Origin of the sequence: Streptomyces polyasparticus, assembly GCF_014493765.1 — a bacterium.
In the GTDB taxonomy this organism is placed as follows: domain Bacteria; phylum Actinomycetota; class Actinomycetes; order Streptomycetales; family Streptomycetaceae; genus Streptomyces; species Streptomyces polyasparticus.
Window position 1 is genome coordinate 80663 of the sequence record NZ_JACTVJ010000018.1, and the last position, 21146, is coordinate 101808.

Annotated in this window: 20 protein-coding genes, 1 pseudogene and 1 riboswitch; of the genes and pseudogenes, 9 read left to right on the forward strand and 12 right to left on the reverse strand. The window is 71.1% G+C overall.

Annotated features, from left to right (window positions below; all coding sequences use genetic code 11):
• Nucleotides 1–118 precede the first annotated feature (118 nt).
• Both H9Y04_RS32135 and H9Y04_RS32140 read left to right on the forward strand, forming a co-directional pair.
• Entirely contained in the window at nucleotides 119–835 is a 717-nt protein-coding gene (locus H9Y04_RS32135; RefSeq protein WP_187817629.1) for a response regulator transcription factor, read from the forward strand.
• 104 nt (nucleotides 836–939) lie between these two features.
• On the forward strand, nucleotides 940–2349 hold the full coding sequence (locus tag H9Y04_RS32140) for a sensor histidine kinase (RefSeq protein WP_187817769.1): 1410 nt from the start codon (nucleotides 940–942) through the stop codon (nucleotides 2347–2349).
• A gap of 45 nt (nucleotides 2350–2394) precedes the next feature.
• Here the strand turns inward: H9Y04_RS32140 and H9Y04_RS32145 are convergent, their stop codons facing one another.
• The 4 genes from H9Y04_RS32145 to H9Y04_RS47015 all read right to left on the reverse strand — a co-directional run bounded on the left by H9Y04_RS32145 (nucleotide 2395) and on the right by H9Y04_RS47015 (nucleotide 6808).
• A complete protein-coding gene (locus H9Y04_RS32145) occupies nucleotides 2395–4197 on the reverse strand; it encodes a laminin G domain-containing protein (RefSeq protein WP_236071749.1) in 1803 nt (600 codons plus the stop codon).
• Between the two features lie 232 nt (nucleotides 4198–4429).
• The gene (locus tag H9Y04_RS32150) at nucleotides 4430–4852 is read right to left on the reverse strand and encodes an ATP-binding protein (RefSeq protein WP_187817770.1); all 423 of its coding nucleotides are present in this window, start codon (nucleotides 4850–4852) and stop codon (nucleotides 4430–4432) included.
• Between the two features lie 284 nt (nucleotides 4853–5136).
• Nucleotides 5137–6492 carry a metallophosphoesterase gene (locus H9Y04_RS32155; RefSeq protein WP_187817631.1) on the reverse strand — a complete coding sequence of 452 codons (1356 nt, stop codon included), beginning with the start codon at nucleotides 6490–6492 and terminating at the stop codon, nucleotides 5137–5139.
• 73 nt (nucleotides 6493–6565) lie between these two features.
• Nucleotides 6566–6808, reverse strand: a complete 243-nt coding sequence (locus H9Y04_RS47015) for an SCO4848 family membrane protein (RefSeq protein WP_236071751.1) — start codon at nucleotides 6806–6808, stop codon at nucleotides 6566–6568.
• A gap of 148 nt (nucleotides 6809–6956) precedes the next feature.
• Between H9Y04_RS47015 and H9Y04_RS32160 the strand changes: the two genes are divergently transcribed.
• Nucleotides 6957–8201: a D-alanyl-D-alanine carboxypeptidase family protein gene (locus H9Y04_RS32160; protein WP_368858443.1), complete on the forward strand. Its 1245-nt coding sequence runs from the start codon at nucleotides 6957–6959 to the stop codon at nucleotides 8199–8201.
• Here H9Y04_RS32160 and H9Y04_RS32165 read toward each other — a convergent pair.
• The 4 genes and pseudogenes from H9Y04_RS32165 to H9Y04_RS32180 form a co-directional block, all read right to left on the reverse strand.
• Entirely contained in the window at nucleotides 8149–9069 is a 921-nt protein-coding gene (locus tag H9Y04_RS32165) for a YihY/virulence factor BrkB family protein (RefSeq protein ID WP_187817633.1), read from the reverse strand. The genes H9Y04_RS32160 and H9Y04_RS32165 overlap by 53 nt on opposite strands.
• Nucleotides 9018–9481, reverse strand: a pseudogene (locus H9Y04_RS32170) (GtrA family protein). Before H9Y04_RS32170 ends, H9Y04_RS32165 begins: the two are co-directional and overlap by 52 nt.
• A 44-nt stretch (nucleotides 9482–9525) precedes the next feature.
• Nucleotides 9526–10449: a decaprenyl-phosphate phosphoribosyltransferase gene (locus H9Y04_RS32175; protein WP_214661857.1), complete on the reverse strand. Its 924-nt coding sequence runs from the start codon at nucleotides 10447–10449 to the stop codon at nucleotides 9526–9528.
• A 5-nt stretch (nucleotides 10450–10454) separates the two neighbouring features.
• Nucleotides 10455–11000 (reverse strand): phosphatase PAP2 family protein, encoded by a 546-nt coding sequence (locus H9Y04_RS32180; RefSeq protein ID WP_187817635.1) that lies wholly within the window; start codon nucleotides 10998–11000, stop codon nucleotides 10455–10457.
• A gap of 189 nt (nucleotides 11001–11189) precedes the next feature.
• Here H9Y04_RS32180 and dprE1 point away from each other — a divergent pair, with 189 nt between their 5' ends.
• Nucleotides 11190–12539 (forward strand): decaprenylphosphoryl-beta-D-ribose oxidase, encoded by a 1350-nt coding sequence (gene dprE1, locus H9Y04_RS32185; protein ID WP_187817636.1) that lies wholly within the window; start codon nucleotides 11190–11192, stop codon nucleotides 12537–12539.
• Between the two features lie 65 nt (nucleotides 12540–12604).
• Entirely contained in the window at nucleotides 12605–13360 is a 756-nt protein-coding gene (gene dprE2, locus H9Y04_RS32190; RefSeq protein ID WP_187817637.1) for a decaprenylphospho-beta-D-erythro-pentofuranosid-2-ulose 2-reductase, read from the forward strand.
• 43 nt (nucleotides 13361–13403) lie between these two features.
• On the opposite strand, the gene H9Y04_RS32195 is transcribed toward dprE2, so the two are convergent.
• The 3 genes from H9Y04_RS32195 to trpS form a co-directional block, all read right to left on the reverse strand.
• The gene (locus tag H9Y04_RS32195) at nucleotides 13404–14600 is read right to left on the reverse strand and encodes a hypothetical protein (protein WP_187817638.1); all 1197 of its coding nucleotides are present in this window, start codon (nucleotides 14598–14600) and stop codon (nucleotides 13404–13406) included.
• Nucleotides 14601–14635: 35 nt separating this feature from the next.
• Nucleotides 14636–15217, reverse strand: coding sequence for a 2'-5' RNA ligase family protein (locus H9Y04_RS32200; RefSeq protein ID WP_187817639.1), 582 nt, complete (start codon nucleotides 15215–15217; stop codon nucleotides 14636–14638).
• A gap of 137 nt (nucleotides 15218–15354) precedes the next feature.
• Nucleotides 15355–16368: a tryptophan--tRNA ligase gene (trpS, locus tag H9Y04_RS32205; RefSeq protein WP_236071753.1), complete on the reverse strand. Its 1014-nt coding sequence runs from the start codon at nucleotides 16366–16368 to the stop codon at nucleotides 15355–15357.
• A 78-nt stretch (nucleotides 16369–16446) separates the two neighbouring features.
• Here trpS and H9Y04_RS32210 point away from each other — a divergent pair, with 78 nt between their 5' ends.
• The 4 genes from H9Y04_RS32210 (at nucleotide 16447) to H9Y04_RS32225 (ending at nucleotide 19558) form a co-directional block, all read left to right on the forward strand.
• Entirely contained in the window at nucleotides 16447–17073 is a 627-nt protein-coding gene (locus H9Y04_RS32210) for an RNA polymerase sigma factor (RefSeq protein WP_308801335.1), read from the forward strand.
• Nucleotides 17066–17923, forward strand: a complete 858-nt coding sequence (locus H9Y04_RS32215) for a hypothetical protein (protein WP_308801336.1) — start codon at nucleotides 17066–17068, stop codon at nucleotides 17921–17923. Before H9Y04_RS32210 ends, H9Y04_RS32215 begins: the two co-directional genes overlap by 8 nt.
• Before the next feature lie 139 nt (nucleotides 17924–18062).
• Complete coding sequence (locus H9Y04_RS32220; RefSeq protein WP_187817642.1) at nucleotides 18063–18839, forward strand: hypothetical protein; 777 nt, start codon at nucleotides 18063–18065, stop codon at nucleotides 18837–18839.
• A 20-nt stretch (nucleotides 18840–18859) separates the two neighbouring features.
• The gene (locus H9Y04_RS32225; RefSeq protein ID WP_187817643.1) at nucleotides 18860–19558 is read left to right on the forward strand and encodes a hypothetical protein; all 699 of its coding nucleotides are present in this window, start codon (nucleotides 18860–18862) and stop codon (nucleotides 19556–19558) included.
• Here H9Y04_RS32225 and H9Y04_RS32230 read toward each other — a convergent pair.
• Entirely contained in the window at nucleotides 19551–21002 is a 1452-nt protein-coding gene (locus H9Y04_RS32230) for a glycine hydroxymethyltransferase (RefSeq protein WP_187817644.1), read from the reverse strand. The genes H9Y04_RS32225 and H9Y04_RS32230 overlap by 8 nt on opposite strands.
• Nucleotides 21003–21048: 46 nt before the next feature.
• Nucleotides 21049–21135, reverse strand: a riboswitch (ZMP/ZTP riboswitch).
• Nucleotides 21136–21146: the final 11 nt, after the last annotated feature.

The following is a 21146-nucleotide window of genomic DNA, read 5'->3' on the forward strand; positions in this document are numbered from 1 at the left end:
GGCCAGGGCTTCAGAATTCCGTCAGGCACGCGCGCGTGGTGCGTCACGGCCATGACTCTCAAGGAACTCCAAGGCTCGGCCCGGTCCCTCGTACAACGAGCCGACGGATACTTGGGTCATGAACGCCGGGGAGGAAGTGGGCAAGGGTGCCGTCGTACTGGTGGTCGAGGACGAGCCCTCCATAGCCGATGTCCTCGCCATCGCGCTGCGCTACCACGGGTTCGAGGTGGTCTGGGCGAGCTGTCTGCTGCAGGCGCGCGCCCAGGTCCAGGAGCGGCGGTTCGACGCCGCGCTCCTCGATGTGATGCTGCCGGACGGCGACGGCCGGGCATTCGGACGCGAGCTGCGGGCTCAACACCCGGAGACCGCCCTGGTGTTCGTGACCGCGCGCGACGCCCCCGCCGAGATCGTGGGCGCGCTCGGCTTCGGCGACGACTACATCACCAAGCCGTTCCACATCGACGAGGTGATCGCCCGCCTCACCGCCGTGCTGCGCCGCACCCGGCCCGCCGATGTCCTGCCGGCCCGCCCGCCGCTGCGCTACGGAGGCCTCGAACTCGACGAGACCACGTACACCGTGCGCTGCGCGGACCCGGCCCGCGGCGAGGTGCAGCTGACGCCCACCGAGTACGCGCTGCTCCGCTTCCTGGTCCGCAACGGCGGCCGGATCGTGTCCAAGGAGCAACTCCTGCGCCACGTATGGCAGTACGAGCACCAGGCCGAGTCCACCGTCGTCGAGACGTACATCAGCTATCTGCGGCGCAAGCTCGCCCCGCTCGGACCGCCCCTGATCACCACGCGGCGCGGCGTGGGCTACGGACTGGCACCGGCGTGAAGGCGTTCCATGCCGCGCAGGCCGTCAATGCCGTGAACGCCGCGATCCGGGGCCGCCGCAGGCACCACCACGGCTTCCGCACCCTGCGGGCCAAGCTCACCGTGATGAACGTCGTGGTGCTCGCGCTCGGCATCGTGGTGGCGACGGCGGTGAGCATCATGGCGATGCGGCACTATCTGCTCGACCGCATCGACTCCGAACTGGTCTCCTCCCGTACGGCCTTGGAGAACACCGGATTCACCCGCGCGCAGATCGACGCGCTCAGCGCGATCGGCTCGCTGCGCGACGATCTGCTGCTCGCGGACGCGGCGGGCACGCTGCCGCGCCCCGAGACGGTGTTCGTGGCGGTGGACGGCGGCGGGCGCCCGGTGACGTTCGCGGGCATACCGCCGACGGCCCGCCAGCGGGAACTCTCCTCGGCGGTCGACGACCCCCGCGCGGTCTCGGCCTCGGACGACGTACGGGACGTACAGGTCGGCGGGGACGCGTTCCGGATGGTGGGCGCGCGGCTCGGGGACGGCACGGTGGTCCTGATGGCCACGTCCACGGAGGCGGTGCGCAACGGTGTGACCAAGAGCCTCAAGGTCGATCTGGGCGTGGGCGGCGTGCTGTTGGTGCTGCTCGGGGTGCTCACACTGCTCGGCGCGCGGCACCGGCTGCGCCCCCTGGAGGACATGGTCGAGACGGCCTCCGCGATCGCGGAGGGCGATCTCACCCGGCGCGTACCGGCGCGCAAGGACCCGGTCCTGGAGATCGAGCAGCTGCGCCTCGCCCTCAACTCCATGCTCCACCAGGTCGAATCGGCCTTCGAGACCCGCGAACGCAGCGCCGCACAGCTGCGCCGCTTCGTCGCGGACGCCTCCCACGAACTGCGCACGCCCCTCGCGGCGATACGCGGCTACCTCCAGCTGTACGACAAGGGGATGCTCCGCGAGCCGGCCGAACGGGAGCGGGCCGGGCGGCGGGTGCGCTCGGAGACCGACCGGATGAGCCGCCTCGTGGACGAACTGCTCACCCTCGCCCGCCTCGACCAGCAGGCCGAACTGGTCTTCCGCGAGGTGGACCTGAGCCGCCTGGTGCGCGACGCGGCCGAGGACCTGCGGGTCCAGGAGCCCGGGCGCCCGGTCACGGTGGCGGCGGACGGCGCGGTCCTCGTGCACGCCGACGAGACGGGCCTGCGCCAGGTGGTGGGCAACCTGCTGGCCAACGTCCGCACGCATACGCCCGGTTCGGCGGCCGTGTGCGTCTCCGTGGAGCGGTCCGACGGCAAGGTGCGCCTGACGGTGGCGGACAAAGGCCCGGGCCTGGCCCCCGAGGACGCCTCCCGTATCTTCGACCGCTTCTTCCGCGCGGGCAGCGGGGCGGGCAGCGGCCTCGGTCTCGCGATCGTGCAGGGGGTGGTCGAGGCGCATGGTGGGGAGGTCACGGTGGATACGGCGCCGGGGGAAGGGCTCACGGTGCGGGTGGCTTTCAGCGCCTGCGGTGCTCGAGCAGCAGGCGAATCCAGCCCGTAGCCGCCTGGAGCGGTGGGCGACAGTCGCCGCCCACCGCCCGTGGAGTCAGGCGCCTACCTCGGTGTCGATCTGGTTCGGGCCGGCCATCGCACCGGCCCACAGACGCATCTCGGTGATCCTCGCGGGAAGGAAGTGCTTCCACTCCCCCGCCGCGAACGCCTTGCCGACGGCGAAGTCGCCGCTGCCGGCCTCGGCTGTGAACGCCTTCGCGACGCCTTGCCTGTTGTAGCCGATGTAGAGACTGATCGTTCCGTCGACAGAGTCGTGCACACCTGTCAGGCGCGCCGACGCGTCCAGGCGCACGACCTGCTCGGACGTCACCGAGGAGAACGTGCCGTCCGTGTGGAGCCGTCCGAAGTGCCACCGGCCCACCGGCACCTGGATCTCCTCCATCGTCTCCCCGTCCAGGACCGTCTCCTTGCCGGCGTACTGGAACCACAGCCCCCACGCGGAACCGTCCGCGGAACGCTGACCCAGGATCTGCCCGACGAAGCCGACGTCCTTGGTCGCCAGAACCTGCTCGTCGAGCTCCACGCGCGTGGTCACGGTGAAGGAGCCGGTGTCGTCCACCAGCGGTCCGGCGCCGGCGACCGTCGCGGCGTCGTCCACTCCGTCCAGGACGATCCGCCCGTCACTGACCGCGGCTCCCCCCTCCAGGGAAAGGGACTTGCCGTACCCGGAGGTGGTGTCCGCGATCGACGTACCGTCCGCCCGGGCCGCGGCGAAGTCGGCCACCAACTCCACGTATGCATTCGTTCCGTTGATCAAGGCGCGGGCCTCGTCCTGGACTTCCTCCGTCGTCAGAGCACGTCCCCACACGACGGGCTCGTCGACGGAACCCCGCAGGTGGTCCGTGTACTCGCCGGACTGGAGGCCACGCCCGATCTGCAGCGGGCCGTTGGCGTCCCAGCCGGCTCCGGCGGCGTTCGTGCCCTGCAGAACGCCGTTCACATACAGGCTCACCTGCTGGGTCGACGCGTCATGCACTCCGGCCACGTGGGTCCAGACGCCCCGCGGCGACTGTCGGCGGGACGACACCTCGTGAACGGTGTCCTTGTCCGACACGACCCGCATGCTCCAACGCCCCTCACCCCCCGCGTCGTACGAGAGGGCGAACGGACCGGACTTCCCGGCGGACCGGCTCCCGGTCGCGCCCTGACTGAGCGCCGTCACCGTGCCGTCCGCCGCCGGATCGACGCGCACCCACGCGGCGACCGTGTACGACGAACTCGTCTTCAGCACCGGCCCGTCGGTCTGCGCGAAGCCGGAAGTCCCGTCCAGGGACAGCCCTCTGTCGGTCACCGGCTCTTCCAGCGGCACCCCCGAGGCGTCCTGCCTGATGAGCCCGCGGCGGCCTCGGTCATCGCGCACCGCGCCACCGTGCAGGGTGGCGTCGTCCTGGCCGTCGGTCACCGCGGCATCCTCCGCCGCACCACCGTCCTCGTCGAAGTGCCACCGGCCGAGCGGGCCTTCACCTGCGGCAACGCTGAAGGCCAGGGTGCTGTGAGGACCTCTGAGGCCCCCGCCGTCGACGGCACGCACCGAAACGGTGTAGGTCCCACCCCTCGGCGGAACGAAGTCCACCGTGGCGGTCGAGCCGTCCTTCCGTGACCAAATGTCCTGGCCCGGCAGCAGGTACTCGTAGCCCACGACATCGGTGTCCGTGGCACCCGGACGGAAGGTGAAGGCGACCTTCTGCCCCGGACCGCCCCTGGCCACGCAGTCATTGGCCAGGCACGGCGTGTAGGGGCTGCCCAGCTCGATCCGCGGAGGCTCCGGGGCAGTGGCCGAACTGCCGGCACGCTGCTCCGCCCGAGGTGCCGCCAGCGCGGCCGGAGACTGGATCAATGCCGTCGAAAGCAAGGCCGCGCACGCGACGCCCGCAACCGCCGAAGCCCTTCGCCACGACCCACTTCTTCGCTGAACGCGGGCATGACGATGCCCCCGGTTGAACTCCACAGTCCCCACCCCAGAGTTGTTGAACGATCACAAGTGGCAAGAGTCAACGCCAAGCCCAGCAGGCCGGTCAATGGAGATACCGCCCCTGCGGCTCCCGACGGAAACCATGCGTCGGAGTCCGTCACGTCTCCTCAGACCTCACCGCCCGGCGCACCAGCGCCCACACCGTCTTCCCGTGCCGGCCCCGCTGCCACACGCCCCATGTCTCCGCCACCGCGTCGACCAGGCGCATTCCGCGCCCGTGTTCCGCGTACGGGCCCTCGTCGGTGAGGTGCAGAACCGGTTCCGCAGGGGATTCGTCCGAGACCTCGATCAGGCAGGAGCCATCCGCGAGTACGGTCACCGCGACCTCGAACTCCCGCTCCAGGACCGGCCCGTGGCGCACCACGTTCGTCGCGAGCTCCGAGACGAGCAGCACCGTGTCGGCCACCGCCCCGCCCTCGTCGCCGTGCCCCCAGGCCGCCAGATGCTCGCGCACCCGCAGCCGGGCAAGGCCTACGGACGCGGGGTGCCGGGGCAACCGGAACGCATGGCGCCGCAACACTTCCTCCACCTCCGGCCACCCCGCGCGCACGGGATCCGCACAAGATGCTGCGCTGTGCGGACGGAAGTTGTCACCGGCCGGCCGGACCGGCAGCCCGTTTTGGCCACGAGGCCTATGCCAGCGGCCACGGCCCGGGCGGGAGGATCAGCCCAAGTCGCCCCATCACGCCGTACGGTGCGCCATGCAAGCCGTACGGTTCCGGCCAAGCGGGACACAACGCCCCCGCGCCACCTGGCCGAAAACCTCCGGCGCGTGCCGCCCCGTACGCGCTGCCCGCCGGACGCTCAGGCCTGCTTGGAGGCGAGCGTGACCACTGTGATGTCCGAGGGCGCGCCCACCCGCACCGGCGGCCCCCAGGCACCAGCGCCCCGGGAGACGAACAGCTGGGTGTCGCCGTAGCTCTCCAGGCCCGCGAGCGTCGGGTTGGCGAGATCCGCAATGAAGTTGCCGGGCCACATCTGGCCACCGTGCGTATGGCCGGAAAGCTGGAGGTCGACGCCGTGCTCGACGGCGTCGTGGATGACCACCGGCTGGTGGGCGAGCAGCACCGAGGCCCTGCTGCGGTCGCGGTCGCCGAGCGCCTTCACGAAGTCCGGGCCCTGGCCCTCGCTCTCGCCGGCCACGTCGTTGACCCCCGCGAGATCGAACCCGCCGATCTCGACGCGGGCGTTCTCCAGCGGCTGCATACCGAGCTCGCGGACGTGGTCGACCCACTGCTGCGCGCCGGAGAAGTACTCGTGGTTGCCGGTGACGAAGAACGAGCCGTGGCGCGACCGCAGCCCGGCCAGCGGCTCGGCCGCGTGCCCCAGATCCTCGACGCTGCCGTCCACGAGATCGCCGACGACGGCGACCAGGTCGGCCTGCGCGGAGTTGATCGTGTCGACGATGCGCTGCGTGTGCGCGCGGCCGAGGACAGGACCGAGGTGGATGTCGCTGACGACAGCGATACGGAACCCGTGGGCGCCGCGCGGCAGTTTGGCCAGCGGCACGGTGAGGTGCTTGAGCCTGGGCCCGCGCATCACGCTGTACGTCCCGTACCCGACGGTCGCCACCGCGGCGGTCGCCGCGGCGCCGCCGATGATGCGGGAGACGAAGAGACGGCGGGTGGGGTGGGCGAGCCCCGCTGCCTGGACAGACCCCTCCCTCCCGGGGGCCGAGCCCTCTTCAACCCTATCGGCGCCCACTGACAACGCCCCGGACAAGCCCTGCGCAGCCGGCTCCGGCTCGGACCCGCTCCCCTCGCCCCCGACGCCCACTGCTTCCCGTACGGCCAGAGCCTCCGCGGCCGGCGCGGACACCGCATCCGGCTCCGCCGCGTCCCGCCTCCGCAGCCACCGCAGCAGCAGCGGCCTGACCGCCTCGCCCACGAGCAGCGACAGGGTCAGATAGAGGAACAGCGCCATCCACAGATACCCGGGCCAGGCCAGCACCTGCTGCAGCCCGAACGGCAACCCCGCCCGCGCCCCCGCGAACGCCGCGATCATCAGCGCGAGCGCCGTCACGATGCCGGCCGTGCCCGCCTTGCGCGCCACGGAACCCGCCGTGGTCGTATCGCGCACCAGGCGACGCCACAGGTAGTAGTGCAGCCCGAGAAGGGCGGACAAGGCGGCGAGACCCGCCAGCACGAAAAGGACGATCACCGCTGCTGCTCCCTGTCGATTCCCCGCACCCCGCCCCGAACCGGACTGCGATGCCCCGCCCCGAACCGGACCTCTATGACGTGCGGCGCAATGCGCGTACGCCACGGAACCCGATGACCCCTACGCCCGTCCCCAAAGCAAAGGACGCCACGGCGAGCAGCAGATGGACCCAGAAGTATCCGGTCGGGTCACCCGCGTCGTCGAACGCGAGACCGCTTCCATCCTTGATCAAGTTCTTGACGAAAGTGACCCAGATGACCCAGGACCACACTCCGAAGGCGAGCAGGAACCAGGAGACCGGGCGGCTGAGCTTCATACGCCCAGTATCGCCGTCCTCCCTTCGGGTCCGGTCGTGGGGTATCCCCTGTACGAAGTACCTGGGGAGGGGTGGTGCGAGTGATCCCCGGCAGACACAGGGGGACTCGGTACGCGCTCGTACAGCTACGCCCTGTACGTTCTCGACCGTGCCTGCCATGAAGAAGACCGTACTAACGGTCGTATGCGCCAGCTTGATGACCATGTCTGCTCTCACGCCGGCCGTGGCGGACGACAAGCCCGGCAAGAAGAAGGACGACAAGGCCAAGCCGCCCGCCAACATGTCCACGGTCGGCGGCGCCCAGCTCGGCAAGGCGGGCACCCAGGTCAACCTCGGCCCCGGCGCGCCGGTGCTGCCGAAGGAGCTGAGCGGCCGTTCGTGGATCGTCGCGGACGCCGAGTCCGGCGAGGTCCTCGCCGCGCACAACGCGCACTGGCGGCTGCCGCCCGCGTCCACGCTGAAGATGCTGTTCGCGGACACGGTGCTGCCGACGCTGCCCAAGGACCAGGTCTACAAGGTCAAGGACTCCGACCTCGCCGACGTCGGCGCGGGCTCCAGCCTGGTGGGCGTCAAGGAGGACCACACCTACAGCGTCCACGACCTGTGGCTCGGGGTGTTCCTGCGCTCGGGCAACGACGCGGTGCACGTGCTCTCGAAGATGTACGGCGGTGTCCCCAAGACCGTCGCCGACATGAACGCCCATGCCGAGGAGCTGCAGGCCCTCGACACGCATGTGGTCAGCCCCGACGGTTACGACGCCGAAGGCCAGGTGTCCTCCGCGTACGACCTGACGCTGATCGCGCGTTCCGGGCTGCAGAAGGCGGACTTCCGCGAGTACGCGGCGACCGCGACCGCGGACTTCCCCGGCGAGGGCAAGGGCAAGAAGCGCGAGACCTTCGAGATCCAGAACACCAACCGGCTCCTGACCGGAGACTACGGGCTCAACCCGTACAAGGGCATCGCGGGCGTCAAGAACGGCAACACCACGCACGCGGGCGCGACCTTCACGGGTGTGGCGGAGCGGGACAACAAGGTGCTCCTCGTGACCGTGATGAACCCGGACTCCGACGAGCAGAACGCCGTCTACCAGGAGACCGCGCGGCTCCTGGACTGGGGCTTCAAGGCCGCGGACAAGGTGACCCCGGTCGGTGAGCTGGTCCGCCCGCGCAGCGCGGAGGGCTCCGGCAGCTCGGGTGCCGCGGCGCCCGAGAAGCAGAAGTCGGACGGCTCGCTGAAGAACACCGAGCACGCCGCCGCCGAGCAGGGTTCGAGTGGTGTCGGGATCGCGCTGGCGATCACCGGCGGTGTGCTCCTCCTGATCGGCGCCGGCGTCTTCGTGGTCAACCGCCGCTGGCCGCTGCCCGACTTGGTGCGGAAGCTTCCCCGCCGGTGAGCGACGGGCCGTCGGGCCCCTTCTTGCTCTGCGTCGCCGTCCAGGCGGCGCAGAACAGAAGGAGTTTCGCGGTGAAGTTGATCCACAGGAGCAGCGCGACGGGAACGCCGAACGCGCCGTACATGGACTTGGCGGCCACGCCCTTCATATAGCCGCCGAGCAGCAGCTTGAGCAGTTCGAAGCCGACCGCTCCGATCAGCGCGGCGACGAACAGGCGGCGCCGGGGCGGCTGTACGCCGGGCAGCAGCGTCAGGACGTACAGCAGGATCAGGAAGTCCGCGAGCACCGCGAGCGCGAAGACGACCGCGAGCAGCAGCCAGCCGATCCAGCTCTGGTCCTCGATGCCCACGGCCCGGGTCAGCCAGACCGCGGCGGTGGAGCCGACGGCGGACGCGGCGAGCGAGGCGAGGCCGGTCAGACCGAGGCCGACGAGGATGCCGGCGTCCTTGAGCTTGGCGACGACGGGGTTGGCCTCCTCGTCGTCCTTGCCCCAGACCGCCCGCAGGCATTCCCTTATCGAGCCGACCCAGCTCACGCCGGTGACCAGGAGCAGGGCGCCGGCGATCAGTCCGACGGTGCCGGCGTTCTCGACCAGGTCGCCGATGTTCAACTGGTCGGAGATCCCGGGGATCTGGTCGCTGATCTTCTCCTGCAGATCGTCCTGCTGCTTCTTGGACAGGGTCGCGGCGGCGATCGCCGCGAGCACCGTGAGCAGCGGGAAGAGCGCGAGGAAGCTGACGAACGTCATCGCGCCCGCGAGCCGCGCCCAGTGCACCTGGTCGAGCGTCTCGTACGAGCGGTAGGCGTGGGTGGCCATCAGGCGTTCCACCCACGGCCCGACGACGGGAAGTTTCTTGAGCCAGTCCATGTCCTCAGGCCGCTTTCGCCGAACGGAATACCAGGGTGCGAGTACCCCAAAAACGCAGGACAGTCGCCAGGGCCATGCCGACACCGGCCCCGGAGATGGTGTCGGCGCGCTGCGAGGTGAGGTTGAGCCCGTAGTGCGAGACCGCCAGGCACAGGAGCTGGACGAGGGCGCCCGCGATGTTGACCGCGAAGAAGATCGCGTACTGCCGCATCCGGGAGACGTCCGTGCTGCGGCCGCGGTACGTGCCGAGCGCATTGCCCGCGTACGCCACCGAGCAGCCGGCCACGAACGAGAGCGCCTTGGCGCTGAGCGGGTCCCAGCCCATCGGTCCGCGCAGCCAGACGAACAGACCGAGGTCGGCGGCGTACGCGCAGATCCCGGCGGCGGCGAAGCCGAGGAGTTCGGGGCCCATGGCGCGCAGCCGGGTCAGCAGCACGCCGCCGAGCGCGGGCGCACTCACAGGTCGGCCACCGCGAGCCCGTACATCCCCATCCAGACGACGGCGATGAGCGCGAGCGGCTTGTCGCGCAGGACCACGTCCTCGGGGGCGCCGGCGGTGCCGCGGTCGGCGAACACGGCATAGCGCAGGATCGCGAGGATGAACGCGACCATCGACAGCTGACGCCAGGGCAACAGCCCGGTGCCGCCCTCCTCCATCGCCCACAGGCAGTACGCGAGGACGGCGACGCCGGCCGCGAGCTGCCAGACGAAGCGCAGATAGCCGGTGGTGTACTCGGTGAGCAGGGCGCGCGTGGCGCCGAGTTTCTCGGGGGCCATCCTGATGGCCTCCGAGTAGCGCTTGGCGGAGACCATGAACAGCGCGCCGAAGCCGGTGGTGATCAGGAACCAGCGCGAGAGCGGGATGTCGAGCGCGACCCCGCCGATCATCGCGCGCATCAGGAAGCCGGTGGTGACGACGACGAGGTCGACCACGAGGACGTGCTTCAGGCTGATGCAGTACGCGAGTTGCATGCCGACATAGCCGGTGAGCAGCGCCGAGGTCATCGGTGTGCACAGGAAGGCCGCGGCGGCGGGCGCGAGGACGGCGAGCAGTCCGCCGACCGCGTACGCGACCGGGACGGGGACCTGTCCGGCGGCCACCGGGCGGCGGCACTTGTCGGGGTGGGCACGGTCGGCCTCGGCGTCGCGGGCGTCGTTGATCAGGTAGACGGCAGCCGCGGCGGCGGTGAACAGGCAGAAGACGATGACCAGTTGGACCGCGGTCTGGCGGGTGAAGAGCTCACCGGCCGCGGCGGGCGCCGCGACGACCAGGACGTTCTTGACCCACTGACGGGGGCGGGCGGTCTTGAGCAGGCCGAGCGGCAGGCTGATCGGTCCGGGGCGCTGCGGGTCGGGTGCGGTGCGCTGGGACTGTTCCAGGAGGGTCACTTGGCTGCTCCTTGCGTCAGGGCCGCGGCCCCTTGCGTACGGGAGGCGGCCCCCTGCATCCAGGACGTGCCCAGGCGCGCGGTGAGTGCGCCGAGCGCCGCGCCCGCGGCCACATCGCTCGGGTAGTGCACGCCGACGACCAGGCGCGAGACGCACATGGCGGCGGCCAGCGGCGGTACGAGCCGGGCGCCGGCCGGGCGCAGCGCGCCGAAGGCGACGGCCGCGGCGGCGGCCGAGGTGGCGTGCGAGCTGGGGAAGGAGTGCCGGCCCGCGGTGCGCACCAGGGGGTCGACGTCCGGACGCGGCCTGCGCACCAGGCGCTTGACGCCCATGCTCGCCAGGTGCGCGCCCGCGGTCAGCGCGGTGCCGCGCAGCCAGGCGCCGCGCCGCTCCTTGTCGAGTGCGGCGCCCGCGAGGCCCGCGGCCAGCCACAGCGCGCCGTGCTCACCGCAGAACGACAGCGTCCGGGCGGCGGCCGCGATGTGCGGATGCTGTCCGGTGTCGCGCAGGGCGGCGAGGAGCCGGTGATCGTACTCGTGCATTGCGCCTCTTCGTTGCTGAGGGTTTCCGGCCGCCGATCCACCCGAGCGGCCGTATGCCGCAATCGACTCTTCACGCCAACGAGCAAGTAATTACGGCAATGTTGGGCGACACCCCCTCAATCACCCGTTTCGGTGAGGGGTCCGACAGGTTTGGCAAAGCGGGCCGCACCGGGCGATAGCGTCGCGTTCATGTCTGCCGACACGGTCTCCGTCACGGGTTGGGGCCGCACCGCCCCGACCACCGCCCGCCTGATCCGCCCCCGTTCGTACGAGGAGGCGGCCGAGGCCGTACGTGCCTGCGGCGCGCGCGGGGGGATCGCCCGGGGGCTCGGCCGGGCGTACGGGGACGCGGCGCAGAACGCGGGCGGTGCGGTGCTCGACATGACCGCGCTCGACCGGATCCGCGCGATCGACGCCGAGGGCGGGGTCGTGGTGTGCGACGCGGGCGTCAGCCTGCACCGCCTGATGGAAGTCCTGCTGCCGCTCGGCTGGTTCGTGCCGGTCACGCCCGGGACGCGGTACGTCACCGTGGGCGGCGCGATCGGCGCCGACATCCACGGCAAGAACCACCATGTCTCCGGCTCGTTCTCGCGCCATGTGGCCGCGCTCGACCTGCTCACGGCGGACGGCTCGGTGCGCACGGTGCGGCGCGGCGACCCGCTCTTCGACGCCACCGCCGGCGGCATGGGCCTGACCGGCGTGATCCTCTCCGCGACCGTCGAACTGCTGCCCGTACAGACCTCGTTGATGTCCGTGGACACCGAACGGGCCACCGATCTCGACGACTTGATGGCCCGCCTCGCCGCGACCGACCACCACTACCGCTACTCGGTCGCCTGGATCGACCTGCTCGCGCGGGGCGCCGCGATGGGCCGCTCGGTGCTCACGCGCGGCGATCACGCCCCGCTCGACGCACTGCCCGTACGGGCCCGTCGCGCGCCGCTGACGTTCCGTCCTGGGCAGCTGCCCGCCGCGCCCGCGTTCGTGCCGGAGGGGCTGCTCGGCAAGGCGACGGTCGGGCTCTTCAACGAGCTCTGGTACCGCAAGGCGCCCCGCGCCCGCCGCGGCGAACTGCAGAAGCTGTCCACGTTCTTCCACCCGCTCGACGGCGTACCGCACTGGAACCGGATCTACGGCCGCAGCGGCTTCGTGCAGTACCAATTCGTCCTCGGATACGGCAAGGAGGAGGCGCTGCGGCGCGTCGTCGGCCGGATCTCGCAGCGGGGCTGCCCGTCCTTCCTCGCCGTCCTCAAGCGCTTCGGCGAGGGCGACCCGGGCTGGCTGTCCTTCCCGATGCCGGGCTGGACGCTCGCCCTGGACATCCCGGCCACCATGCCGGGACTCGGCGCGTTCCTCGACGAGCTCGACGAGGAGGTCGCGGCCGCCGACGGCCGGATCTACCTCGCGAAGGACTCACGCCTGCGGCCCGAGCTGCTGTCGGCGATGTACCCGCGGCTCGGCCGGTTCCGTGAGCTGCGCGAAGAGCTCGATCCGCGCGGGGTGTTCACGTCGGACCTGTCCCGGCGGCTGTCCCTCTGACCCTGCTCGGCTCCGCGTTCCGACCCCGCTCGGCCCCGCGTCACCCCCGTACCTCTGGAGTTTTGATGAAGGACGCCTTCGGCACCCCCCAGTCCCTGCTGATCCTGGGCGGCACCTCCGAGATCGCGCTGGCCACCGCGCGCCGTCTGGTCGCGCGCCGCACCCGTACGGTGTGGCTGGCCGGGCGGCCCTCGCCCGCCCTGGAGAGCGCGGCCGAGCAGCTGCGGGACCTGGGCGCGGACGCCCGTACGGTCGCCTTCGACGCCCTCGACGCCGAGTCCCACGAAGAGGCGCTCGGCAAGGTCTTCACCGAGGGCGACATCGACATGGTGCTGCTCGCGTTCGGTGTGCTCGGCGACCAGGAGCGCGACGAGGACGAACCGCTGTCGGCGGTGCGGGTCGCGCAGACCAACTACACGGGCGCGGTGTCCTCGGGCCTGATCTGCGCCAACGCGCTGAAGCGGCAGGGGCACGGCTCCCTGGTGGTGCTCTCCTCGGTGGCCGGCGAGCGGGCCCGCCGGGCCAACTTCATCTACGGCTCGTCGAAGGCCGGCCTCGACGCCTTCGCGCAGGGCCTCGGCGACGCGCTGCACGGCACGGGTGTGCACGTCATGGTCGTGCGCCCCGGCTTCGTCCGCTCGAAGATGACCGCGGGCCTGAAGGAGGCCCCGCTCGCCACGACCCCGGAGGCGGTCGCCGAGGCCATCGAGACGGGTCTGCGGCGGCGTTCGGAGACGGTGTGGGTGCCGGGGGCGCTGCGGGTGGTCATGTCGGCGCTGCGGCATGTGCCGCGTCCGGTGTTCCGGCGGCTGCCGGTCTGACGCGGGTCTGACGGGCGGATTCCGTACGGGGGTCCGCCGCCGGTCAGCCCCTCTTGAGGCGGACGATCACCGGCGCCCCGAACGGGTCCCCTGACTGGTTCACCTGGACGTGCCCGGCGCCGATGATCTCGTCCGTGCCGGGCACGCGCTGGTACGAGGTGAGCCACAGCGACTGGTTCGAGGCCTTGCGGGCGCCGGTCGACACGGGCAGGCGGTGGCGCTCGATCTTGCGGCACGTCCCGGAGTCCGTCACGTACCAATTGCCTTCCAGCAGCAGGCCCTTGCCGTCGTCGAACACGGGCGGCCGGTCACCGCAGCCGCCCTTCTCCCCGGGCATCCGGGTCCACTCGGTGCCGTCCCAGCGCAGCCGGACCGCCTCGTCGGCGGGCTCGGGCTCGGTCTCGCCGTGGTTGAAGGTGTGCGTGCCGTAGGCCCGTACTTCCCCGTCCTCGCGGACGAAAAGGGTGCGCAGGCCCGCGCCGGGCTCCGGCGGGACGGGATCCGGGAAGCGGTACTGCGGGGTGTCGACGGACTTCCACGCGCTGCCGTCCCAGTGGGAGGTCGCGGGCTGGCTGTAGGTCTGGCCCTGTCCGAGGTCGGTGCCCGGGCCCTGGGTGCGGTAGCCGGCGGCCCAGACGTCGTCCGGACCGGCGATCGCGAGGTCCGTGACGGTGTGCGGGAGGCGGCTGTCGATCCAGCGGGAGCCGTCCCAGTGGCGGACGGTCTGCTCGCCGGCGACGGTCCAGATGTCGTCGGGGCCGGTGGCTTCGAGGGTGCCGACGAGACCGGACGGCGGGTCGGGCACAGGGGTCCAGCGCTTGCCGTCCCAGCTCAGCCAGGGGGTCGCGGTGGTGTCGGCCTCCAGCGGTTCGGGGCGCAGCCAGAGGGTGCTGTCGTCGATCTTCTCCAGCCGCGGCGGGTACTGGGTGCGGGCCGACGCCTGCGGCAGGGGTTCGCTCTTCCACCGCTCGCCGTCGTAGTGGAGCAGGCCGGGCTCGGAGGTCCGGGACTTGGTGACCGCCCAGATGTCGTTCTCGGCGAGGGCCGCCAGATCGGTGATCTCGCCGCGGAAATCGGCGATGTGCTCGAACTCCCAGGAGAGCGCGGCTTTGGAGGGCCCGGCTTTCGAGGCGCCGGGGCGGCCGCTGGGCGCCGTGCCGTCGCCGGGGTCCGCGGAGCAGGCGGTGGCGGTGAGCAGTACGGCGAGCACGGCTGCCGTGAGGGGTGTCCGGCGGCGCATGATCCCTCCGCGGATGCGCTGTCAGCCGGGTGCTGTCAGCGAGCCGGCAGCGTATCCCGGTCCGCGGGGGCCCCGGCCTGCGGGGGCACGGAAGGGCCGGCGAAGGGGAACTCGCGCAGCTTGCGCCAGACCCCGTCCGCGCCCTGCTCGTAGAGCGCGAAACCCGTGCAGGACCATGCGGCCTCGTACGAGGAGAGCTCCTCGAAGGCGCGGTCCATGGCCTCGTCCGCGATGCCGTGCGCGACCGTCACATGCGGGTGGTACGGGAACTGCAGCTCGCGCGCCACCGGACCCGAGGCGTCGCGCACCTGCTTCTGCAGCCAGGTGCAGGCCTCGGCGCCCTCGACGACCTTGACGAAGACGACGGGTGAGAGCGGGCGGAACGTTCCGGTGCCGGCGAGCCGCATCGGGAAGGGCCGGCCGCCGGCCGCGACCTCGGCGAGATGCGCCTCGATGGCGGGCAGCGCCTCGGCGGCCACCTCGGTGGGCGGCAGGAGCGTGACATGCGTGGGGATACCGTGTGCCGCGGGGTCGCCGAAGCCCGCGCGCCGCTCCTGGAGCAGGCTGCCATGGGGCTCCGGGACCGCGATCGAAACGCCGAGCGTTACGGTCCCCACGTCGTGCTCCTTCTCCGGTCCTTCATCGCTCCGCAGTGATGAATGCTGCAGGAGCTTGCCAGTGTGGCGCGCGCACCGGCCATCTGGCCAGGGTCCTTGGTCCGTCCCTGGCCAGGGCGCCGGCTTGGTGGCTTGGGTCAGTGCTTTGCGGGCAGGAACCCGATCCGCTCGTACGTGGTGGCGAGGGTCTCCGCGGCGACCGCACGGGCCTTCTCCGCGCCCTTGGCGAGGATCGAGTCCAGGGTCTCCGGGTCGTCCAGATACTCCTGCGTACGGGTACGGAACGGGGTCACGAACTCGGCCATGACCTCGGCGAGATCCGTCTTGAGCGCACCGTAGCCCTTGCCGGCGTACTTCTGCTCCAGTTCCGGAATACCAGTGCCGGTGAGGGTGGAGTAGATGCCGAGCAGGTTGCTGACGCCGGGCTTGGCCTCCGGGTCGAAGCGGATCACCGTGTCCGTGTCGGTGACCGCGCTCTTGACCTTCTTGACGGTCACCTTCGGGTCGTCGAGCAGGTTGATCAGGCCCTTGGGGTTGGCCGTGGACTTGCTCATCTTGGCCGACGGGTCCTGAAGATCGAAGATCTTCGCCGTCTCCTTGAGGATGTACGGCTTCGGCACGGTGTACGTCTGGCCGTAGCGTCCGTTGAAACGCTCGGCCAGGTCGCGGGTGAGCTCGATGTGCTGGCGCTGGTCCTCGCCGACCGGCACCTCGTTGGCCTGGTACAGGAGGATGTCGGCGACCTGCAGGATCGGGTACGTGAAGAGGCCGACCGTGGCGCGGTCCGAGCCCTGCTTCGCCGACTTGTCCTTGAACTGCGTCATACGGGAGGCCTCGCCGAAGCCGGTGAGGCAGTTCATGACCCAGCCGAGCTGGGCGTGCTCGGGCACATGGCTCTGCACGAACAGGGTGCAGCGCTCGGGGTCGAGACCGGCCGCGAGCAGCTGGGCGACGGCGAGCCGGGTGTTGGCGCGCAGCTCCTTGGGGTCCTGCGGCACGGTGATGGCGTGCAGGTCGACGACCATGTAGAAGGCGTCGTGGGACTCCTGCAGCGCAACCCACTGGCGCACGGCGCCCAGGTAGTTGCCGAGGTGGAACGAGCCTGCGGTGGGCTGGATTCCGGAGAGCACGCGGGGTCGGTCAGTGGCCATGCCGTTCATTGTCTCAGGCCCGTGAAACTGGTCGCGTACGGACCGGAACCGATCTACGGCTTCCGGTGTATCAAAGGTGTGAGAACGCGGGAGGGGGGCCGCATCGTCGTCGACGAGGGCTCGGTGATCGCCCGGGTGCGCGCCGGCGAGGCGGAGGCGTACGCGGAGCTTGTGCGCGCCCACACACCGGTGGCGCTGCGGGCGGCGGTGGCCTTCGGCGCGGGTGCGGACGCGGAGGATGTGGTGCAGGCGGCCTTCTTCAAGGCCTATCAGTCCCTGGGCCGCTTCCGGGACGGCTCCTCGTTCAAGCCCTGGCTGCTGCAGATCGTGGTGAATGAGACGAGGAACACAGTGCGCTCGGCCGGCCGCCTGAGAGCCCTGGCCGGACGGGAGGCGGCGCTGCGCGAAGCCGAGCCGCTGATACCGGAGTCCGCCGACCCGGTCCTCGTGGCGCTCGCGCAGGAGCAGCGCGGTGCGCTGCGTGCCGCCCTCGACCGGCTGAACCGCGATCAGCGTGCGGTCGTCACCTGCCGCTATCTCCTGGAGATGGACGAGGCGGAGACCGCCGAGACACTCGGCTGGCCGCGCGGGACGGTGAAGTCCCGGCTGAACCGGGCCTTGAAGAAGCTGGGCAGGCTGCTGCCCGCGGACAGTGTGTTCGCCGTGGAGGCGGAGCGTGGCAAGGGAGGTGAGAGGAGTGAGTGAGGACCCGGAGGTCAGGGGGCGCGGGGACGACCGCCCGGGGGCCGGGCGGCGGGAGGATCCGGAGGCCAGGCGGCGGCGGGTCGAGGAGGAGCTGCGGCTGCTGAGGAGCCGGCTGACCGTGCCCGACGTCGACGGCCGGACCATGGCCGAGCGCGTACTGGCGCAGCTGGTCGCCGAGCATGTGCCGACCCCCGTACCGGAGCCGCCCAGCCGCCTTGAGCGGCTGCGCGGCTGGTTCCGGATGCGGCGCGCGCGGATCGCGGCGGCGCTGTGCGGGGTCCTGGTCGTCGCGGTGCTCACGCCTCCCGTACGGGCCGCGGTCGCGGACTGGTTCGACTTCGGCGGGATCGAGGTGCGGCGCCCCAGCCCTTCCGCTCCGCCGCCGTCACCCGAGCCGGTGCCCGGGTGCGGGCGAGGCGTCTCCCTGAGCGAGGCGGAGAAGCGGGCCGGCTTCAAGGCCTTGCGGCCCGAGGCCATGCCGGGCGCGCCCGTGGCATCGGTGTCCGCGGACCGCCGGGTGATCTCGCTGTGCTGGCGTGACGCGCAGGGCCTGGTGATACGGCTCGACCAGTTCAAGGACCCGGTCGACCCGGCCTTCGGGAAGGTCGCCGGCATGGAGTACACCGAGGTGCCGGGAGCCGGTGCGGCGTGGTGGTTCCGCGAGCCGCATCTCCTGGAGATCAGGCTCTTGGACGAGACGGGCGAGCCCTATACGCACGCGGTGCGTACGGCAGGCCCGACGCTGGTCTGGCAGAAGGGCGGGGCCGGGGACGGGACCGCCATCACGCTGCGGCTCGAGGGAATCGACCAGCTGCAGAAGGCCGTCGACGCTGCCGCTTCGGTGCGATAGCGGGCCGCGGCCGGCCGGCCTTCGAACTCGACCCCGGAAAAGGGGAACCCGCGCCGCGCGAGCGGTGTACCAGAAGTGAATCGGCGCGGAACGGCCGCGCCGGGGAGCTCTGGGGGAACGGATGCGTGGCGTACGGAGGTTGGCGACCCTGCTCGGCGCGTTGGTGGCGGGGTTCGCGTTGGTTCTGATGGGTGCGTCGGGGGCTTCGGCGGGTGGGCCGACGAGTGTGCTGCTGTCGTCGCCGACGAGTGGGAAGGCGGCCGGTCTGAGCCATCAGGACAAGGAGTATGAGGAGCTGACGCAACTGCTCGGGGTCGGCCGGGGCTTCGACAGCGTGAAGGCTCCGCCCATGGACGACACCATGGAGGGGGAGATGGTCAATGCGACCTGGTTGATCCATGACGTGACGCCGTGGCGTGTGGACCAGATCCATGTGCTGCCGAACCCGGACGCAGCGTCGAAGGTCGACGTGTTCATCCACACGGTGGAGGCGCACGGCGATGAGTCGCTGAACCAACTGGCAGGCGCCTGGCACCGGCCGCAACAGGCCGGTGAGCTGCTCGCGCTCCTGAAGTCGCTCGACCTGCTCGGAGCACCGGACCCCGCCGCAGGCGGCGAGGGCACGACGGCCGGATCGGGAGCGGACGAGACGGCGGGCACAGGCGCGGAGACAGGTTCCGGATCGGACTCGGACGCCGCCGCGGGCGGCGCGCGGGACGGGAGCACCACGATCGCCGCGGACACTCCGGTGAGCACCGGCTGGTGGTGGGCCATCCCCGGTATCGCCGCGGGGGCCGCGCTGGCTCTGGGCATACGTCCGGTGGCACGCCAACTGCCCACGTGGCCCGCGAAGTTGCGGGAGGCGCGCGCGGCTGCCCGGGACGAGGGGCCGCGCGGGGAGCTGATCGACCGATGAGGAGGGGTGTCCTGCAACCAGTGCGAGTGCGTGTGCGGGCGGCAGCCGTTGCGGCGGCAGCGCTGCTCGGGCTCGCGTTCCCGCTCGCGCTCGCTCCGGAGGCCTCCGCCAAGGAGGCCTACAGCGCGCTCGTGGACTCCGCCTCGACCGATGTCACCCGTGTCTTCCCGGCCGGTGACGCGGCGCTGACCGAGCTGGAGCGGTACATCCCGGCGACAGAGCCCCGCGGTAACGCCACTCCCCCACACCTGGAGAAGGGGGTCCGTCCGGACACCCGCGGACAGATCACGGTGCTGTGGCACACGGCGGGCATGCCCACGCTCACCAGCTACGCGATCATGCCCGACTACGCAGGCCCAGGAGAGGCATGGATGCGGTACGTCCAATTCAATGAGACCCAGTATCCGCCGGGAGCGAAGGCCCGTTGGCAAGCGGCTCCGGACGCGCTGATGACCTATCTGGAACAGATAGGTGTCTACGATCCGTCGGCCGGCGCCGCGTCGGATGGCAAGGGCGACGATGCCCTGGCCGCCACCACCGCCGCCCGCAACGCGGACAGCTGGCAGATCGGCTGGTGGTGGGTGGGCCCGGGGATCCTCGCGGGAGCGTTCATCGCGCTGTCGCTGCGACCCACGACGCTGGGGCTGATACCAGGACGGGCTGAGCGGCCGCGAAGCCGCGTCAGCCCGTCCGGGACCGGGAGCGAGCGCGTCAGCTGAGGTCGATGCCCGGGTAGAGCGGGAAGGGAGCAAGGAGGTCCGAGGCGCGGTGGGCGATCTCGTCGGAGATCTTCGCGTCCAGGACGTGCTGGGCCTTCGAGGGCGCGCCCGACTTGGTCGTGCCCGGCTCCGCGGCCTTGAGCACCGTGTCGATCAGGCCCGCGATCTCGTCCATCTCGGCCGTGCCCAGACCGCGCGTGGTCAGGGCGGGGGTGCCGATGCGGATGCCGGAGGTGTACCAGGCACCGTTCGGGTCGGCCGGGATGGCGTTGCGGTTGGTGACCACACCGGAGTCGAGCAGAGCGGACTCGGCCTGGCGGCCGGTGAGGCCGTAGGAGGAGGCCACGTCGATCAGGTTGAGGTGGTTGTCGGTGCCGCCCGTCACCAGCGTGGCGCCGCGGCGCATCAACCCCTCGGCCAGGGCACGGGAGTTGTCGACGACGCGCTGCGCGTAGTCGCGGAAGGAGGGCTGACGGGCCTCGGCCAGGGCGACCGCCTTGGCCGCCATGACATGCGGAAGGGGACCACCGAGCACCATCGGGCAGCCACGGTCGACCTGGTCCTTGAGCGAGTCGTCGCACAGGACCATGCCGCCGCGCGGACCGCGCAGCGACTTGTGCGTGGTGGTCGTGACGATCTGCGCGTGCGACACCGGGTCGAAGTCACCGGTGAGGACCTTGCCCGCGACGAGACCGGCGAAGTGCGCCATGTCGACCATCAGCGTGGCGCCGACCTCGTCGGCGATCTCGCGCATGATGCGGAAGTTCACGAGACGGGGGTAGGCGGAGTAACCGGCCACGATGATCAGGGGCTTGAAGTCACGGGCCGTCTTGCGCAGGGCCTCGTAGTCGACGAGGCCGGTGGCGGGGTCGGTGCCGTAGGAGCGCTGGTCGAACATCTTGCCGGAGATGTTCGGGCGGAAGCCGTGCGTGAGGTGGCCGCCGGCGTCCAGGGACATGCCCAGCATGCGCTGGTTGCCGAAGGCCTGGCGCAGTTCGGCCCAGTCGGCGTCGGAGAGGTCGTTGACCTGCCGGGCGCCGGCGCGCTCCAGGGCGGGGACCTCCACGCGGTCGGCGAGCACGGACCAGAAGGCGACGAGGTTGGCGTCGATACCGGAGTGCGGCTGGGCGTAGGCGTGCCGGGCGCCGAAGAGCTCACGGGCGTGTTCGGCGGCGAGCGCCTCGACTGTGTCGACGTTGCGGCAGCCGGCGTAGAAGCGGCGGCCGATGGTGCCCTCGGCGTACTTGTCGCTGAACCAGTTGCCCATGGCGAGCAGGGTGGCCGGGGACGCGTAGTTCTCGGAGGCGATCAGCTTGAGCATCTCGCGCTGGTCGGTGAGCTCCTGGCCGATGGCGTCGGCGACACGGGGTTCGACGCCGCGGATCACTTCGAGGGCGCTGTTGAACGCGGTGGAGGCGACGGAAGATGCTGCGGGATCGGTCATGGTGTGGACCTCCGGACGATGACGATGCGAACAGGTTCGTCGTACTCGGTTCGGCCCAGGCGCACGGCACACAGTTCACGAGCCGCTCCCCGATGGTTGACCCCATCTCAGCGCGCCAGTCACGGCCCACACGTCACCTTACCG

Excerpts from the sequence above, each read along its gene's own strand:
- trpS (WP_236071753.1), bottom strand. The coding sequence starts at position 16,368 with ATGGCCACTGACCGACCCCGCGTGCTCTCCGGAATCCAGCCCACCGCA.
- H9Y04_RS32135 (WP_187817629.1), top strand. The coding sequence starts at position 119 with ATGAACGCCGGGGAGGAAGTGGGCAAGGGTGCCGTCGTACTGGTGGTC.
- H9Y04_RS32140 (WP_187817769.1), top strand. The coding sequence starts at position 940 with ATGAACGTCGTGGTGCTCGCGCTCGGCATCGTGGTGGCGACGGCGGTG.
- H9Y04_RS32180 (WP_187817635.1), bottom strand. The coding sequence starts at position 11,000 with ATGCACGAGTACGATCACCGGCTCCTCGCCGCCCTGCGCGACACCGGA.
- H9Y04_RS32195 (WP_187817638.1), bottom strand. The coding sequence starts at position 14,600 with ATGCGCCGCCGGACACCCCTCACGGCAGCCGTGCTCGCCGTACTGCTC.
- H9Y04_RS32165 (WP_187817633.1), bottom strand. The coding sequence starts at position 9,069 with ATGGACTGGCTCAAGAAACTTCCCGTCGTCGGGCCGTGGGTGGAACGC.
- dprE2 (WP_187817637.1), top strand. The coding sequence starts at position 12,605 with ATGAAGGACGCCTTCGGCACCCCCCAGTCCCTGCTGATCCTGGGCGGC.
- H9Y04_RS32230 (WP_187817644.1), bottom strand. The coding sequence starts at position 21,002 with ATGACCGATCCCGCAGCATCTTCCGTCGCCTCCACCGCGTTCAACAGC.
- dprE1 (WP_187817636.1), top strand. The coding sequence starts at position 11,190 with ATGTCTGCCGACACGGTCTCCGTCACGGGTTGGGGCCGCACCGCCCCG.
- H9Y04_RS47015 (WP_236071751.1), bottom strand. The coding sequence starts at position 6,808 with ATGAAGCTCAGCCGCCCGGTCTCCTGGTTCCTGCTCGCCTTCGGAGTG.